The sequence below is a fragment of the Cytobacillus oceanisediminis 2691 genome, assembly GCF_000294775.2.
GTDB classification, from domain to species: Bacteria; Bacillota; Bacilli; order Bacillales; family Cytobacillaceae; genus Cytobacillus; species Cytobacillus pseudoceanisediminis.
The window spans coordinates 504680-519630 of sequence record NZ_CP015506.1 but is presented as its reverse complement, the minus strand read 5'-3'; the positions used below and the strand labels follow the sequence as shown (position 1 = coordinate 519630).

16 protein-coding genes, 1 pseudogene and 2 riboswitches are annotated in these 14951 nt (G+C 43.6%); of the genes and pseudogenes, 6 read left to right on the top strand and 11 right to left on the bottom strand.

The features are described 5' to 3' along the window. Positions 1-14: 14 nt before the first annotated feature. Positions 15-919: pseudogene (locus A361_RS02715) on the bottom strand (ATP-binding cassette domain-containing protein). After that, positions 919-1608 (bottom strand): ABC transporter permease, encoded by a 690-nt coding sequence (locus A361_RS02710; protein WP_019381122.1) that lies wholly within the window; start codon positions 1606-1608, stop codon positions 919-921. The pseudogene A361_RS02715 and the gene A361_RS02710 overlap by 1 nt, the downstream one beginning before the upstream one ends. Positions 1609-1759: 151 nt before the next feature. On the opposite strand from A361_RS02710, the gene A361_RS02705 reads away from it, so the two are divergent. From A361_RS02705 to A361_RS31170, 3 genes are all read left to right on the top strand, one after another. Then, on the top strand, positions 1760-2476 hold the full coding sequence (locus tag A361_RS02705) for a response regulator transcription factor (RefSeq protein WP_009335504.1): 717 nt from the start codon (positions 1760-1762) through the stop codon (positions 2474-2476). Continuing rightward, the gene (locus A361_RS02700) at positions 2463-4181 is read left to right on the top strand and encodes a sensor histidine kinase (protein ID WP_019381123.1); all 1719 of its coding nucleotides are present in this window, start codon (positions 2463-2465) and stop codon (positions 4179-4181) included. Before A361_RS02705 ends, A361_RS02700 begins: the two co-directional genes overlap by 14 nt. Before the next feature lie 469 nt (positions 4182-4650). Continuing rightward, complete coding sequence (locus A361_RS31170; RefSeq protein ID WP_019381124.1) at positions 4651-4782, top strand: hypothetical protein; 132 nt, start codon at positions 4651-4653, stop codon at positions 4780-4782. Between the two features lie 26 nt (positions 4783-4808). Here the strand turns inward: A361_RS31170 and A361_RS02695 are convergent, their stop codons facing one another. Next, positions 4809-5168, bottom strand: a complete 360-nt coding sequence (locus A361_RS02695) for a hypothetical protein (protein ID WP_009335507.1) — start codon at positions 5166-5168, stop codon at positions 4809-4811. Positions 5169-5309: 141 nt separating this feature from the next. Between A361_RS02695 and A361_RS02690 the strand changes: the two genes are divergently transcribed. Then, positions 5310-5687 (top strand): VOC family protein, encoded by a 378-nt coding sequence (locus A361_RS02690; protein ID WP_019381125.1) that lies wholly within the window; start codon positions 5310-5312, stop codon positions 5685-5687. A gap of 50 nt (positions 5688-5737) precedes the next feature. On the opposite strand, the gene A361_RS02685 is transcribed toward A361_RS02690, so the two are convergent. The 8 genes from A361_RS02685 to A361_RS02650 form a co-directional block, all read right to left on the bottom strand. Next, the gene (locus tag A361_RS02685; RefSeq protein WP_019381126.1) at positions 5738-6241 is read right to left on the bottom strand and encodes a VOC family protein; all 504 of its coding nucleotides are present in this window, start codon (positions 6239-6241) and stop codon (positions 5738-5740) included. A 127-nt stretch (positions 6242-6368) separates the two neighbouring features. Continuing rightward, positions 6369-7388 (bottom strand): MoeB/ThiF family adenylyltransferase, encoded by a 1020-nt coding sequence (locus tag A361_RS02680; protein ID WP_019381127.1) that lies wholly within the window; start codon positions 7386-7388, stop codon positions 6369-6371. Beyond that, positions 7385-8152 (bottom strand): thiazole synthase, encoded by a 768-nt coding sequence (locus tag A361_RS02675; protein ID WP_019381128.1) that lies wholly within the window; start codon positions 8150-8152, stop codon positions 7385-7387. Before A361_RS02675 ends, A361_RS02680 begins: the two co-directional genes overlap by 4 nt. A 1-nt stretch (position 8153) precedes the next feature. Beyond that, positions 8154-8357: a sulfur carrier protein ThiS gene (gene thiS / locus A361_RS02670; protein ID WP_019381129.1), complete on the bottom strand. Its 204-nt coding sequence runs from the start codon at positions 8355-8357 to the stop codon at positions 8154-8156. Beyond that, positions 8354-9493, bottom strand: a complete 1140-nt coding sequence (thiO, locus tag A361_RS02665) for a glycine oxidase ThiO (protein ID WP_019381130.1) — start codon at positions 9491-9493, stop codon at positions 8354-8356. Before thiO ends, thiS begins: the two co-directional genes overlap by 4 nt. Then, complete coding sequence (gene tenI / locus A361_RS02660; RefSeq protein WP_009335526.1) at positions 9490-10101, bottom strand: thiazole tautomerase TenI; 612 nt, start codon at positions 10099-10101, stop codon at positions 9490-9492. Before tenI ends, thiO begins: the two co-directional genes overlap by 4 nt. A gap of 87 nt (positions 10102-10188) precedes the next feature. After that, positions 10189-10294, bottom strand: a riboswitch (TPP riboswitch). A 29-nt stretch (positions 10295-10323) separates the two neighbouring features. Continuing rightward, the gene (gene thiC / locus A361_RS02655; protein ID WP_009335527.1) at positions 10324-12108 is read right to left on the bottom strand and encodes a phosphomethylpyrimidine synthase ThiC; all 1785 of its coding nucleotides are present in this window, start codon (positions 12106-12108) and stop codon (positions 10324-10326) included. Between the two features lie 126 nt (positions 12109-12234). Next, a riboswitch (TPP riboswitch) is annotated at positions 12235-12349 on the bottom strand. Between the two features lie 187 nt (positions 12350-12536). Next, on the bottom strand, positions 12537-12821 hold the full coding sequence (locus tag A361_RS02650) for a hypothetical protein (protein WP_009335528.1): 285 nt from the start codon (positions 12819-12821) through the stop codon (positions 12537-12539). A gap of 153 nt (positions 12822-12974) precedes the next feature. Between A361_RS02650 and A361_RS02645 the strand changes: the two genes are divergently transcribed. Together A361_RS02645 and A361_RS02640 are read left to right on the top strand one after the other, a co-directional pair. Beyond that, on the top strand, positions 12975-14609 hold the full coding sequence (locus A361_RS02645; RefSeq protein WP_019381132.1) for a bifunctional metallophosphatase/5'-nucleotidase: 1635 nt from the start codon (positions 12975-12977) through the stop codon (positions 14607-14609). A gap of 104 nt (positions 14610-14713) precedes the next feature. Then, positions 14714-14950, top strand: coding sequence for a hypothetical protein (locus A361_RS02640; RefSeq protein ID WP_019381133.1), 237 nt, complete (start codon positions 14714-14716; stop codon positions 14948-14950). The last annotated feature ends 1 nt before the right edge of the window (position 14951 follow it).

Genomic DNA, 14951 nt, shown 5'->3' with positions numbered 1-14951 from the left:
AAATCTCCCATCTATTATTCATTTAAAAAGATTTCTTCGAGGGATGGCTCTTCAACTTCCACCCGCAGAACATCCGCCTTGCATTGTGTGAAAGCCCTTATCATTTCAGCAATCTTATTTTCATTGCTGAACGTGATCACTGTATAAGCATCCCCGTGTTCAAGAAGGCTTCCAGCTGACTCAAGCCATTGCTTCAGCTTAGCTTGTTCCTGCTTTGGCACGGTGGAGTGTTTTATTTTGACTGTTATGGTTGACCGGTAAAAGGCCCGCAGCTCTTCCATCGTTCCAATCTTATCTATGACTCCATCCCGCATAATGGCAATCCTTGAGCAAATCTTCTCCACTTCATCCAGATTATGCGATGTCATAAAACCGTCTTCCCCTGTTTTTGAAGCTCGTTAATGAGACGGTGAATGAGAATAACAGATTCCGCATCCATGCCTGATGTAGGCTCGTCAAGAAATATCAGTTCCGGATCATGAATAATAGCCTGAGCAATCCCCAGTTTCTTTTTCATGCCAAAGGAGAACTTGCCTGCTTTCTTATTGGCATGTGATAAAAGATCAACACTTCTCAGAACCTCCAGACATTTCTCTTTTGAAGCCCTGGTGCCTGATAGCTCTGAGAAAAAGCGCAAATGATCCAGAGCGGTCCATGACCCATAGAGAGATGAATAATCCGGCATAACCCCCACTCTTTTCATCACCTTGCTATCAGGACCCTCAACCCCAAGAAGTGAGTATGTTCCGCTGCTCGAGGAAATGATGCCTGTCAGCATATTAATAAAGGTGGATTTACCTGCACCGTTACGTCCGAGAAACCCAAATATCTCGCCTTTCCTTACGGCTAAATCCATTCCCATGACCACCTGATGGGCACCATAGGCTTTCGAAAGCTGTTTCGCTTCGATGGCATTCATCAGCATTCCCTCCTTCTAAAAACAGCATTTGCAGCCAGTAGCATAATACCTGCCAATCCCAGTATAACTAAGAAAGTAAAATCATCCCGCTCCAAATAGTAAAAAGGAATAAAATATTTCATCCAGTTTACCCAGCCATTTGGAGAAAAAGCTGCCCAAAATCCAAAAGCCGGAAGCATCAGCCCCAGAATGTTGCCTAAAAACATGGTATACCCAGGTCTGGGGATAAGCACGGATAATAGGACAGCTAAAGCTGTCTGGTAAGTCACCAGACTCATCGTCTGAGAAAAAATAAACAGATCAAACTTCTTGGAATAGATACTGATCAGCAAAAAAGACACCACAATGCAGAACAGCCAGAATAACCATATTCCAAGGAATTTACCGAATAATATAGTAGAGCGTGATGCCCTTGTCACCAGAAACCTCATTATACGCTCATGGATTTCTCTGTTTATTGTGTCGTGGGACAAACCGAACACAAATAATTGTCCAAGCAGCAAAATGACACTTAAAAGACCGATCGTGTGGATATCCTCAGCCTCACCTGCCGTCAGTTCCACCCCAGATGATAGTACACTGGAAAACTTCGCTGCATAATACGATACTGCAAATAATATGGCAATCATAATAATGGATTTAATTCCTTTAAAAAGACTTATAAACTCTCTCTTGCACATCACAAACATTTTCCATGCTCCCTTCAGCGTGATTCTGAGTAAAGTATATACCGTCAATCTTAACCACTCTGAAATACCACCTTAATTTTTCCTTAATTCCTATATTTTTGGAAATGGAGTGATATGATAGGTTTGAACAAACTAGATTAGGAGAATAACCATGCAAGATTCAAGATTACTGCTTGTTGATGACGAACAAGCCATTTTGCACATGCTATGCACGATTTTGCAGCGTGAACAATTCAGAAATATCGATACAGCCTCTACTGCTGCACAAGCATTAGAGCGCTGCAGGTCCTATACCTATGATCTTATTCTATTGGATGTGATGCTCCCTGATCGCAGCGGTTTTGATATTTGCCCTTTAATAAGGGAAACGACTGATGCTCCCATCTTCTTTCTTACTGCACGATCCACCGACCTTGATAAACTTTCAGGATTTGCCTTAGGAGCAGATGATTATATTACCAAGCCCTTTAATCCGCTTGAAGTGGCTGCGCGAATTAAAGCACACTTGCGCCGACATAAAGGAAGTCAGCCTGTTCCCGTACAGACAATCTATGATTTTGGCAGAATTAAGATCAATACTTCAGCAGGGGAAGTTACTGTTTCTGGAAAAAGGATAGACCTGCCAGCGCAAGTCTACCAGCTTCTCCTATTCTTAAGCAAACATCCCAATCAGCTTTTCAGCAAAAGCCAGCTATATGAGCATGTATGGGGAGAAGAAGGATTCGGAGAGGATAACACGGTCATGGTGCACATCCGAAAGCTCCGGGAGAAAATTGAAAGCAATCCAAGCAGTCCCTGCCACATTATTACAGTAAGGGGACTTGGCTATAAATTTGTTCCGGAAGGCAGTATTCATGAACATCCATAGACGATTCATCTTTCAATTTTTTGTCCAATTAATTACCGTTTTTGTGCTCTTTTTTATCATTCTGATTTCTTTTTGGGCTTTTCTTGGTTTTTCAATGATGGATTTCGAATCCAAACAGGATCTCTCCAAAGCTGAAGATTATTTTGTATCTGACCATGTTAGCTTTAAAGACGGGAAGGCCTTTTTTAAAGAGGAATTGAAAAGCCTGGCAAAGGAACAGAATGGATGGCTCCTTGCCATTAATGAAACCGGGGATGTTCTGGGCACTTTCAATATGCCGGATAAAGCTCCTAAAAAGTTAAAGAAAAGTGAAATCGCCGCCATTACTTATGGGGAAAGCAGTGAAGCCCATTACACATATTGGAAGGTCGGCACTAAACCGCATTTTGTCCTTTTTGGAAAAGCCAAGGCTGAGACTAAACTTCTGAATCAAATATCCCCGCGTGTGGATTGGAAAAAACAGAAGCTGAACCTTTCTGAAAACACAGAGGACGAACTATCCAGGAGAAATGCCTGGGTCCAGCTTATTGCTCCTGAAGGCAATGTAGTGGATGAGTATGGAGCCAAAAATCAGCCGAACAAATACTCAGTCAGAAAGCTATTCGCAGAGCAGGATACGGAAGGCAGCACACCAGCAGTATACTTTGACCAAAACACAGAAAGTGCCATCCTGTTAGGGATTCCTGCTGACAATAAGGCATCCACTCTGGAAAAAAGTTTATTTGAAAGCCTAAATAGAAGTCTCATTATCATTTTTGTCATGGCATTTCTGCTGCTTCTGGGCGGAACTCTCTGGTATGCACGCAAATTCGGTGTACCTCTGCTGACATTAATGAAATGGATTCAAAACCTGGGGAGCGGGCTGTATCAGGAGCCGGCAGATGTCCATGGCAATCCGGTAACACTCAGCAGAAAAGGAAAATTGAAAAGAAAGTTCCGTATTTATAAAGAATTGATTACAACCTTAACACAGCTTACCGAAACTCTTCAGCAAAATGAGAAGCAGCAGCGGATGATGGCCAATACTAGAGAAGAATGGATCAGCGGTCTTTCCCATGATTTAAAAACTCCGCTATCCTCTATTTCCGGATATGCTCAAATGCTTGCCTCCAATGATTACACATGGTCCGAAAAGGAAACAAAGGAGTTCGCCCTCATTATGGCTGAAAAATCGGATTACATGATGGACCTGCTGGAGGACTTAACTTTAACTTACCGTCTCAAGAACAATGCTCTCCCAATTGCCAAAATGCGGACCGACTTAAACGAATTCATTCGCCGAATCATCATTCATTACATTAATGATCCAGTCTATCAGGACAGAACATTCCATTACACTCCGCACCCTGAATCCATTACGGCTTCCATTGACCCCAAATGGTTTCAGCGGATTTTGGATAATATCATAGCCAACGCGATTAAATATAACCCGCCAGGCACAGCCATTTCCGTTAGCCTCTCTTCCATAGAAGAACATCTGATTGTCATTAACATTAAGGATGATGGCATCGGCATGGACAGCGTCACACTCGGAAAGCTCTTCAGCCGCTACTATAGAGGAACCCATACAGGAGAAACAGGAAGCGGATCGGGACTGGGCATGGCCATCACCAAACAGCTTGTCCACCTCCATGGAGGTACCATCAATGTTCAAAGCGAGCCGCAAAACGGCACCCTCATCCGGATTATGCTGCCAGTCAATTAACATAAGAAAAGCGGAAGCTCCTTGCCCATGAAGGAACGCAGACTAAGATCGGCACGTCCTTCCAAAAGCTTCCGCTTTCGGTCATGCTATGTTTATGCTTTCGAAGCCTTTCCTGTCCTGCGGGCCTCAGGCATAAGACGGTCCTGCAGGAAGGCGTTCTCCCTTTTGAAAGGAAACGGCTTCTTACCCCGAGTCCCTAGGAGCCGCAACAAATTCATGCTTGTGACCTCGAGGGGGCAGGCACTGGAGCTAGACTGTTATCGATGTTTAAAATTATATAAAAAGAATGCCAAAGTGCACTCTTTTTTCTTTCTAATTCAATTCAATCAAACGTTTGATTGAACTAGATAATGTCTCATTTTAGTCCCAGGCTAATACTAATAAAAATCCCAGCGCAAGGCATAGCCTCATAAAAAGAATGCAAACTAAAAACGCAGATGCCTTAATGAATATAAAGGGGGTGAAACTCATGGCAAAGAATAAGAAAAACCAATCAGATCATAAGAATAATGCACTTCCTAAGGATACAGAATTTGCGGATGACAGAGAAAATGGTCTTGAAAGAGTCGCTTTAAAAGCCCAAAGAGACAACACCAAGTAAGGACATATGGGACAGTTAAACTGTCCCTATTTATCCCTGTCATTACGGCCAAAATGCATGTGGTATACTTTTCGTGGTTTAGTTTCATCTTCAATATTGCTGATAAATCGTTCTTTAACCTCCTCCATAAGCAGACTCGCAAGCTTTTCAAGCCTTTTTGGCCCGAATCCGGTCAATTTTTCAGAGATTATTACCTTGAATTCACCAGATTGCTTATACACTCGAATACTTCCATGCCCAGTTCTTTTTGTTTTTCCTGCAGTAAAATCAAATTCATACTTTTGCTCAATAAAGGAAGAAACCTCGGGAAGACCCAAATTCTCATATAATGGCGGAAATTGATGATGGACAGGAGGATCGGTGAACCGTATGGAATCTATGTTCATAACCCCTCTCCTCTCAATGTTTACAGTAATTATCTCCAATTAGGGGTGAATTCACGCGAACCTTTCCAATACTGAAATTGTTTTTGCCGGCATGGACTGATAAAATCCTTATATAAGAATGGAAACAAAGGAGTTTTTTTTATGATCAATAAAATTGGAAAAATCACAGTATACGTTGAGGACCAGGAACAGGCAAAGGATTTTTGGCTGAGTAAAATGGGATTTGTTTTAAAGCTCGAGCAGCCTATGGGACCAAATGCTGCCTGGATTGAAGTTGGGCCAAGCAATGATGAATTTACAACTTTAGTTCTTTATTCTAAGGAAGCCATGGAACAGCAAAACCCTTCTGCAGTTGCCCACCCATCCATTCTTTTCAGCACATCTGATATTGAAGCTGCCTATGAACAAATGAAACAAAATGGCGTGGAAGTTGAAGATATGTTAAAAATGCCTTTTGGAACTATGTTTACGTTTAAAGACCAGGATGGAAATAACTACTTATTGAGAGAGGATAAGTAATTCTAAGAAGACCTGTCCTTCAAGTGCGGAGTGGACAGGTCTTTTTTCTCTTAGCCTTCAAATGCCTTCTTCAAAGTATTCAAATCAATCTTTTTCTCCATTTGGAGCAATGCCTTCATTACCCGTTCGTTTTTTTCAGAATCAGGGCTGCTGATCATTTCGCTTAACTCTGCAGGTACAATTTGCCAGGATACCCCAAACTGATCCTTAAGCCAGCCGCAAGCCTGTGCCTTTACATCCCCGCCTTCAGAAAGCTTTTCCCAATAGTAGTCTATTTCTTCTTGATTCTCACAATTGACTATAAATGAAATTGCCTCGTTAAACCTGAATTTTGGCCCGCCATTAAGAGCAGTAAACTCCTGTCCTTCCAGCTGAAATTTCACAGTCATAACCTTTCCCTCTGTCATGCCGCTAAGTTCGTGCCTTTCATTTCCATAGCGGGTTATCTTGCTGATAGCTGAGTTCTTAAAAATAGAAGTATAAAAGTTTGCTGCCTCTTCGGCTTCTGTATTGAACCATAAGTTTGGTGTGATTTTTTGGATTTTATGCTTCATGCCATCAACTCCTGTTTAGATGCTCTTCACATCCATTTTAGCCTAATTTTGAGTTTGATATTTAAAGTAATTACTATTTGCCTATTAGTCAATAAAGCCTGTCACTCTTAGCGACAGGCATAACTCATTATCCCAGGAAACGATGATACAGATTCTTCGCCTGGATAATGTCTCTTACCCCGTGAATCAGCACTCTTCCATCCTTAAATACAACCACTCTGGCCTGATCGATCGAAAATGAGAGCAAATAAGGATTGCTCTCTACATTGATACCTTGAGAGACCAGGGATTTTTCCAGATAAGCAACATCCATATCTTGAAGGGCTGAAGGCCGGATTTGAACGGTATCCCTCCCGCAAAGCAGGGCTGTTTTTGTCTGATTTCTGTAGTCCAGGAAGGGATAAACTGGATCAGTCCCGCACGATAAGCACTGCGGATTCTTTAATGTAGAAACATTAACAGAACTAAAATGATTTTTCCATACATCAAAAGAAACAAGTGTCCCGCGTAAGGATTCAAAGCCTTCTGCCAATATCTTTAATGCTTCAGCAGACTGGTGAGCCGCAGCCATTTGAATAGCAGGCTGAATAACACCAGCCGTATCGCAGGTAATTCCCCCCAATGGCAATTTGTCCATCAGGCAATTCAGGCACGGTGTCACCCCAGGCAAGATGGTATAGCTTAAACCATAGCTCCCCACACAGCCTCCATATATCCAGGGAATCCGGTGCTTTTGAGATATATCATTGATCAGAAAGCGAATGTCAAAATTATCTGTTGAGTCAACGATTAAATCAACACCCTTAACCAGCTCTTCAATTTCCTGTACTCCTACATCCATAACCCGGGGGATAACTTGCACCTCAGAATTGATGACTTTTAGGCGGTTAGCCGCCGCTATCGCCTTTGGCACTTTTCGTACAGCATCCTCTTCACAATAAAGCTGCTGGCGCTGCAGGTTGCTCCACTCCACATAATCCCGGTCGGCAATGGTTAATTTGCCGACACCTGCCCTTGTGAGGGTTTCTGCATTCGCAGCCCCTAATGCACCAGCCCCTACAATCAAAGCGTGTTTTTCCCTCAGCTTTTTCTGTCCTTCTTTGCCAATCGGAGGAAATAACATCTGGCGGGAGTATCGCTCATTCAACTAAAAATCATTCCTTCCGCCGGGCTGCTTGCTGACGCATAACGTTTTTGGGGCATCCGGCCTGCTTCATAGCCCAGCCTCCCTGCTTCAATGGCGAGTTTCATTGCTTGTGCCATTTTAACAGGATCATCGGCAGAGGAGACAGCCGTATTTAATAACACTCCATCTGCTCCCAGCCCCATTGCCAATGCCGCATCTGCCGGGCTTCCAATTCCAGCATCCACAATAATCGGCACAGTTGCCTGCTCTGTAATAAATTGAAGATTAATAGGATTAATGATTCCCTGCCCTGAACCAATTGGAGAAGCACATGGCATGACCGCATGGCAGCCTAGTTCTTCAAGTTTTCGAGCAAGGACGACATCATCAGAAGTGTAGGGCAGAACAATAAAACCCTCGTCTAATAGAATCTCCGCTGCTTTTATTGTTTCTATTGGATCAGGAAGAAGCGTTTTGCTGCATCCAATAACCTCAACTTTAATCATGTCGCAGAGCCCGGAAGCTTTGGATAACCTTGCTATTCGGACAGCCTCCTCAGCTGTACTTGCTCCTGCCGTATTAGGGAGTAATTTATATTTCTTTAAATCCAGCTTTTCCAAAAAGTTGGGCTGGCCCGCTTCAAAAATGTTCATACGGCGTACAGCAAAGGTAAGCACCTCTGTTGCCGAAGCTTCTACAGCTTCCCTTTGCACATCAAAGCTTGGATATTTCCCTGTTCCCAGCAGCAGCCTGGAGTTAAATTCATAAGGTCCAATTTTCAACAAATCATCCGCCTCCTACAAAGTGTACAATTTCGATTCGATCCCCATCTGTCAGAATGGTTTCAGCATGCGTGGATTTATCCAAAATACGCTGGTTTAGTTCGACAATGACTACCTTTTTCTCCAAATGAAAGTACTCGAGCAGGCGTGAAACAGAATTAACTGTTTCCGGCAGCACCATAGTATCTCCGTTAATGACAACATTCATAAAAGCACCCCTTTTGACGAATGGACTAAACCTTCAAGCCGGGACAGATCAAATGGGTTAGGCTGCTCCGTTTTTCCTTCGAGGATGTCTGCCATCAGTTCTCCTGTTGCCGGGGCAAGGAGGACCCCATTCCGAAAATGCCCAGCTGCAATGTATAACCCTTCACAGACTGGATGTTGTCCCAAAAAAGGCTGCCCATCAGCCGATTGCGGACGAATTCCTGTCCAGGCACGTTCCCATTCTGCATTCGCGATGTCCGGAACCAGGTTTTGAGCCTTTTCCATAAGCAAGGATATTCCCTCAAAGGTCACCTTCTCATCAAATGAATTTATCTTAACCGTCGCTCCAACTACCAGCCTCCCAGATTGCTTTGGAACAATATAGCATCCCTGCGAAAAGATCGTCCCCTGTACAAGCGGTTTTTCAATCGTGACTGAGAAGCACTCGCCTTTAACCGGAATAATGGGCAGCGAAAGGCCCGCTCTTTCAAGAACCTCCCTGCTCCAGGCCCCGGAAGCCACGATAACGGATTCTGCCAGGAATTCTCCCTGGCTGGTTTTGACCCCATGAACCTTTTCATCTTTTAAAATAAAATCTGATACGTGTGTATACTCATAAATTTCTGCACCGAGGGCCATTGAAGCTTTTGCAAAGGCAAGGGACAATTCATATGCCTGAACCTGTCCGTCATTCGGTATATACATGGCACCCAGCAATTTGTTTGATACGGATGGCTCACGTTTAATCAGGTCATCAATCGAAAACCATTCGGCCTGCTCACCCGCTTTTTGCTGGCTTTCTATCAATCTTTTTAATGTCTGCTCCTCCTCTTTATTAGCCGCCACTTTATATACACCCTTATTTTGATAGCCAATATGCACTTGTGATAAATCTTCCAGTTCAGGAATCAGGATCCGGTACATGGAGCGGCTTTTGCATGCCAGCTGAAATAGCGGGCCGTCTTCTGCCAGTTCCGTTTGGGCTCCTAAAATTCCAGCTGCCGCTCCGGAAGCCTTGCCGGCTATTTTACCCTTATCCAAAACGGCCACTTTATACCCTCTTTTAGCCAATTGAAAAGCAATGGAGCTTCCGTTAATGCCACCGCCAACTATAACGGCGTCATAAATTTTCCTCATTTTTCCCCCTCCTCATTTAACTTTTTTGAAAAGAGCTTCGCTGCCTCTGCAGGGTCCTTTGCCTGCAAAATCCCTGACATTACAGCAATGCCATCTGCCCCCGCCTCCAAGACCTCAGGGACTTTCTCTGGTTTAATGCCTCCAATTGCCATTACCGGAATTTCTACTGCCTTTTTAAGAGCCTCCAGTGACCCAGTGCCCCTTGGCGGGATTCCCTTCTTGGAGTCGGTTTCAAATATGTGCCCAAACAGGATATAATCAGCCCCCTGTTTTGCAGCCTCTTCTGCTTCTTCAGGAGAATGTACGGAACATCCGATGGGCATATCTAGAAAATGCGTTTTGACAACACGGACTGGAAGGCTGTGAAAAGCAAGATGGACACCTGTTTTACATGCCCATGCAACATCCACCCGATCATTTATAACAATTTTATGAATGGGGATTCCCTCATTACAAAGCAGCTTAACTCCTTCATATAGCTCCCTTGAGGTTCGATGCTTTTCCCTCAAGTGGAACCTGTCTGCAAAGGGTTCCACTTCACCTGCTATCTCAGCAAAAGCCTCTAGAGATAGCTTTCCATCTGATATAACATGCAGCTGTTTCCTCATAGCGATAACTCCCCTGTTTTTTTATGCTTTTAGCAAATTAAAAACCACCTTCTAAATAGAAAGTGGCTGTACGGGGCTTATGAATATAGCCCCGATACTCCACTTCCCTACGCTGGTATGCCAGATCAGGTTCCAAGGGTTTTAAAGCTTTTGCTTTAATCTCAGCCTGCAAACGGCACCCCCAGCAGATATAATTACTATTAAATTACTAAAATACTATTTTTACTGATAAATACTTCCCCCGGTTTTTTTAAATTCCTCAGCTTTTTCTTCCAAGCCCTTCTGTATCGCTTCGTCCGTGTCAAGCTTATTCTCTTTTGCATAATTCCGGATATCCTGCGAAATTCTCATGCTGCAGAATTTTGGCCCGCACATGGAACAGAAGTGAGCTGTTTTAGCCCCTTCAGCCGGCAATGTCTCATCATGGTATTCCAATGCGCGTTCAGGATCAAGCGACAGATTGAATTGATCCCTCCAGCGGAATTCAAACCGGGCTTTTGACAGGGCATCATCTCTTTTTTGTGCTCCCGGGTGGCCCTTTGCCAGATCTGCAGCATGCGCTGCAATTTTATAAGTAATGACACCCTCGCGTACATCATCTCTATTTGGCAAACCCAAATGTTCTTTAGGAGTAACATAGCAAAGCATTGCCGTACCATACCAGCCTATCATGGCAGCCCCGATTGCAGAGGTAATGTGGTCATATCCTGGAGCTATATCTGTTGTTAGGGGCCCAAGTGTATAAAATGGCGCTTCCTTGCAGATCTCCAATTGTTTATCCATATTCTCTTTAATTAAATGCATTGGAACATGGCCAGGTCCCTCCACCATTACCTGTACATCGTGTTCCCATGCAATTTTCGTCAACTCCCCAAGTGTCTCGAGCTCTGCAAATTGAGCCTCGTCATTGGCATCTGCAATCGATCCCGGGCGCAGCCCATCCCCGAGTGAGAAGGCCACATCATAGGCTTTCATGATCTCGCAGATTTCTTCAAAATGTGTATATAAAAAGTTTTCTTTATGATGATGCAAACACCATTGGGCCATAATGGATCCGCCCCTCGATACAATTCCGGTTAAGCGTTTTGCCGACAGCGGAACATACCTCAAAAGGACACCTGCATGAATGGTAAAGTAGTCAACCCCCTGCTCAGCTTGTTCGATTAAGGTATCTCTGTAAACTTCCCACGTAAGATCCTCGGCAATGCCATTAACTTTTTCAAGTGCCTGATAAATTGGCACGGTGCCGACCGGAACGGCAGAGTTCCTGATAATCCATTCACGTGTGGTATGAATATTTTTGCCTGTAGATAGATCCATGATCGTGTCTGCTCCCCATCGAGTAGCCCAGGTCATTTTTTCTACCTCTTCCTCAATAGAGGATGAAACAGCAGAATTTCCAATGTTCGCATTAATTTTTACGTGGAAATTCCTTCCGATGATCATCGGCTCTGTCTCAGGATGATTGATATTGGAAGGAATGATTGCCCGCCCTCTTGCTACTTCAGACCGCACAAATTCCGGATCCATATTTTCCCGAATGGCTATATACTCCATCTCAGGAGTAATGATCCCCTTTTTTGCATAATGAAGCTGGGTAACATTCTTTCCTTTTTTTGCTCTCAATGGCTTGCGGGATAAGCCAGGAAAAACTTTATGATTAGCACGCGGATCATGTTCATCGCGGTACCCATTATCCTCGGGCTTTATTTTCCGCCCATCATACTCTTCAACATCCCCGCGTTCATGAATCCACCGGCTTCTCAGAGCAGGAAGCCCTTTTTTTAGATCTGCCGTATATTGAGGATCCGTATAAGGTCCGCTCGTATCATATACTCGAACCGGCTCATTGATTTCCTCTCCAAAAGTTCCGGAAGTGGGACTTAACTCTATCTCACGCATTGGAACCTTTATATCAGGCCTGGATCCCTCCACATAGACTTTTTTGCTGCCAGTAAAGCACGACATAATGGAAATGCTCTTTTGATTTAATGAACTTGCCGTCATTGATCATCTCTCCCTTATAAAAATATAAGGACGAGACCTGGAACCAAGGAAGTGCCAGATATGTAAAAAAGCCGGTCCACATAAAGATGGACCGGCTTAACCGAAGATGTCTTTGCACAAAGAAACCTTTGCACATTCTAACTTCCCCACGCTGGTATGATCCAGATCAGGTCCAAAGAGTCAAGAAACTTTAGCGCGTTTCTTTCTCAGCCCAAGCTATTGGGCACCCCTAGTTATTGCTATTAAATTCAATTTTAGTATACAGAATTGCGGAAACAAATGAAAGGAATTATTTCAGAATTCTGTCAGATGAAAAATTTTGCCTTTATTCTGCTCCTTACCCCGTTTTCCTTAATTCAATTTTTTTACTTCTGAATGAATATCAAAAACGCCTGTCAGCGGCAGACGTTTTCCGTGAATTATGCGGGTTAGTTCCCGTCAGACTCCTCATCATTCATATCCATATCACTTTCATCCATACTCTCTTCATCTTGTGGTGATTCTTCATTCATGCCGGGCTCCTCCATATCAGATTCTTCTGATGTGCCAGGATCCTGCATTTCATTATCTTCATTATTGTTTTCTTCCATCTGATTATCTTCCAATTCCACATCTTCCGTTTCCGGCGGCGGATCTTGTTCATCCGTTCCGCATCCTGCCAACAATAATCCTGCACTCAATGGAACTGATAGCCATAGCTTCTTATAATTCATGTATTGTCATCTCCTTTTGCAGTATTATGTTTCTTTAAGACCTTACCCTTTTAGCAGGAGGCCAAACTTTTCTGATCCTTAATAGCCCACCATCCGATTAAATCCCTGATATCTGCAAATACTATCCCTGCCACAAATACTGGAGGATGAATGATGAGAGTACTTTTCACCCTTATTTTATTTAGCTTCCTGGGAATGCCTCTATTCAGCGGACAGCCCGCTGAAAAAGAACAAGGGGATCAGCAGGGTCTTTCGGAAGAATATCACGGCCATGTTGAAGAACGTACAGAAGCACCATACAAGCATATTCAATTGCTGGGCATTAATGATTTCCATGGGCAGCTGAATGTCACTCGGCAGGTTAACGGCAGACCGGCAGGACGCGCTGATTACCTCGCTGCCTATTTGCGGCAGCGTGCTTCTGAAAATAAAAACACCCTTTTGCTGCATGCAGGCGACATGATTGGAGCTAGCCCGCCAGTATCCGCCCTTCTGCGGGATGAACCGACTATTGAATTTTTGAATAAGATGGGGTTTGATATCGGAACTATCGGTAATCATGAATTTGATCGAGGATCTGATGAACTGCTTCGCCTGCTAAGTGGCAGCAGCCCTTCAGCAGCAAAAGTTTATTCCGGTTCCCATTTCCCATGGATTGCAGCCAATGTCATCAGTCAAAAGTCAGGCAAGCCCTTTCTTCCTCCATATAAAATAGTAAACGTTAGCGGGATCCCAATTGGATTTATCGGAGTCATCACGAAAGAAACATCGGCTATTACCGCGCCAAACAGTGTGAAAGATCTGATCTTCACCGATGAAGCTGAAGCCATCAACAAGTATGCCCGAGAACTTAAAAAACAAGGAGTAAGAGCCATTGTGGTACTAGCGCATGTTCCTGGAAAATCAGAACCAAATGGTGAGCATGCAAGAGGCCCGTTAATAGAGTTGGCCCATCAGGCGGATGACGAAGTGGACATTATTTTCGGAGGCCATAGTCATGCCTATCTGAACAGTGTGGTAGATGGAAAGCTTCTTGTGCAGGCCTACTCATATGGCACTGCTTTTTCTGATGTAGATATAGAAATAGATCCCCAGACAAAGGATATTGTCCGCAAACACGCTGAAATTGTGAATGTTTTTCAAGAGAATATCCAGCCCGCAAGCGACATAACCAGGATGATCGAGAGCTATGAAAGAAAAGTTGAATCCTCGGTGAACAGATATATTGGCACTGCTGCAATTCCAATCACAGCCGAACAAAACAGAAGCGGTGAATCAGCCCTGGGCAATCTTATTGCCGATTCCCAGCGGGCAGTGATGAACACAGATTTCGCTTTCATCAATCCGGGAGGAATCCGGGCAGACATTGACGCCGGCAGAGTTACATGGGGAAACTTATATGTCGTCCTCCCCTTCAGCAATCAACTTGTCAAAATGAACCTGACAGGCAGCCAAATTCGTGATGTCCTTAATCAGCAATGGCAGCCAAATTCAACAAGAATTCTTCAGATTTCCGGCTTCTCTTATTCCTGGTATGACAGCCAGCCTTCCGGTGAAAAAGTAAAAGATATTTATCTTCCTGACGGAACAAAATTGGATTCGGACAAGATCTATTCGGTCACTGTAAATACCTATCTCGCTGATGGCGGAGACAATTTTACAGTATTCCGAAAAGGGACGAACAGAGTGACCGGACCAAGTGATATAGATGCACTAGTGGACTATATACAGAATTCAGCACAGCCATTCAGCTCCGCGATTGATGGACGCATAAAAAGAATAGACTGAAAAAGGACAGCTCGGGGACTGTCCTTTTTTCTTGTTCATTTAATACTAACAGCAGGATCGACATCATATCCTTCTATTAGGATCAGAAAGAAAGGAATAGGATAATGAAAAAGTATATTTATTTTCTCATGCTGTTCGGCGTCTTTTTTCCATTTTTTCATAAGACAGCCATTGTTTTTGAAAACTGGAGATTGTGTACAAATACATCCAAATTGATAGGGATCCAGCTTTATGGACTGGATTCAATGAGAAACCTTCTAATATCATCACTGGCGGCCCTGGTTGCTTTCTTTTTCACCCAGCTATTTATTGTGTGGGACAAAAAACATAAAAGTTCTTAAA

Coding starts and splice junctions, on each gene's coding strand:
- A361_RS02710 (WP_019381122.1), bottom strand. CDS start 1,608: ATGTTTGTGATGTGCAAGAGAGAGTTTATAAGTCTTTTTAAAGGAATT.
- A361_RS31170 (WP_019381124.1), top strand. CDS start 4,651: ATGGCAAAGAATAAGAAAAACCAATCAGATCATAAGAATAATGCACTT.
- thiO (WP_019381130.1), bottom strand. CDS start 9,493: ATGAGGAAAATTTATGACGCCGTTATAGTTGGCGGTGGCATTAACGGA.
- A361_RS02700 (WP_019381123.1), top strand. CDS start 2,463: ATGAACATCCATAGACGATTCATCTTTCAATTTTTTGTCCAATTAATT.
- A361_RS02640 (WP_019381133.1), top strand. CDS start 14,714: ATGAAAAAGTATATTTATTTTCTCATGCTGTTCGGCGTCTTTTTTCCA.
- A361_RS02650 (WP_009335528.1), bottom strand. CDS start 12,821: ATGAATTATAAGAAGCTATGGCTATCAGTTCCATTGAGTGCAGGATTA.
- A361_RS02685 (WP_019381126.1), bottom strand. CDS start 6,241: ATGAAGCATAAAATCCAAAAAATCACACCAAACTTATGGTTCAATACA.
- thiS (WP_019381129.1), bottom strand. CDS start 8,357: ATGAATGTTGTCATTAACGGAGATACTATGGTGCTGCCGGAAACAGTT.
- A361_RS02645 (WP_019381132.1), top strand. CDS start 12,975: ATGAGAGTACTTTTCACCCTTATTTTATTTAGCTTCCTGGGAATGCCT.
- tenI (WP_009335526.1), bottom strand. CDS start 10,101: ATGAGGAAACAGCTGCATGTTATATCAGATGGAAAGCTATCTCTAGAG.
- A361_RS02690 (WP_019381125.1), top strand. CDS start 5,310: ATGATCAATAAAATTGGAAAAATCACAGTATACGTTGAGGACCAGGAA.
- thiC (WP_009335527.1), bottom strand. CDS start 12,108: ATGACGGCAAGTTCATTAAATCAAAAGAGCATTTCCATTATGTCGTGC.
- A361_RS02695 (WP_009335507.1), bottom strand. CDS start 5,168: ATGAACATAGATTCCATACGGTTCACCGATCCTCCTGTCCATCATCAA.
- A361_RS02705 (WP_009335504.1), top strand. CDS start 1,760: ATGCAAGATTCAAGATTACTGCTTGTTGATGACGAACAAGCCATTTTG.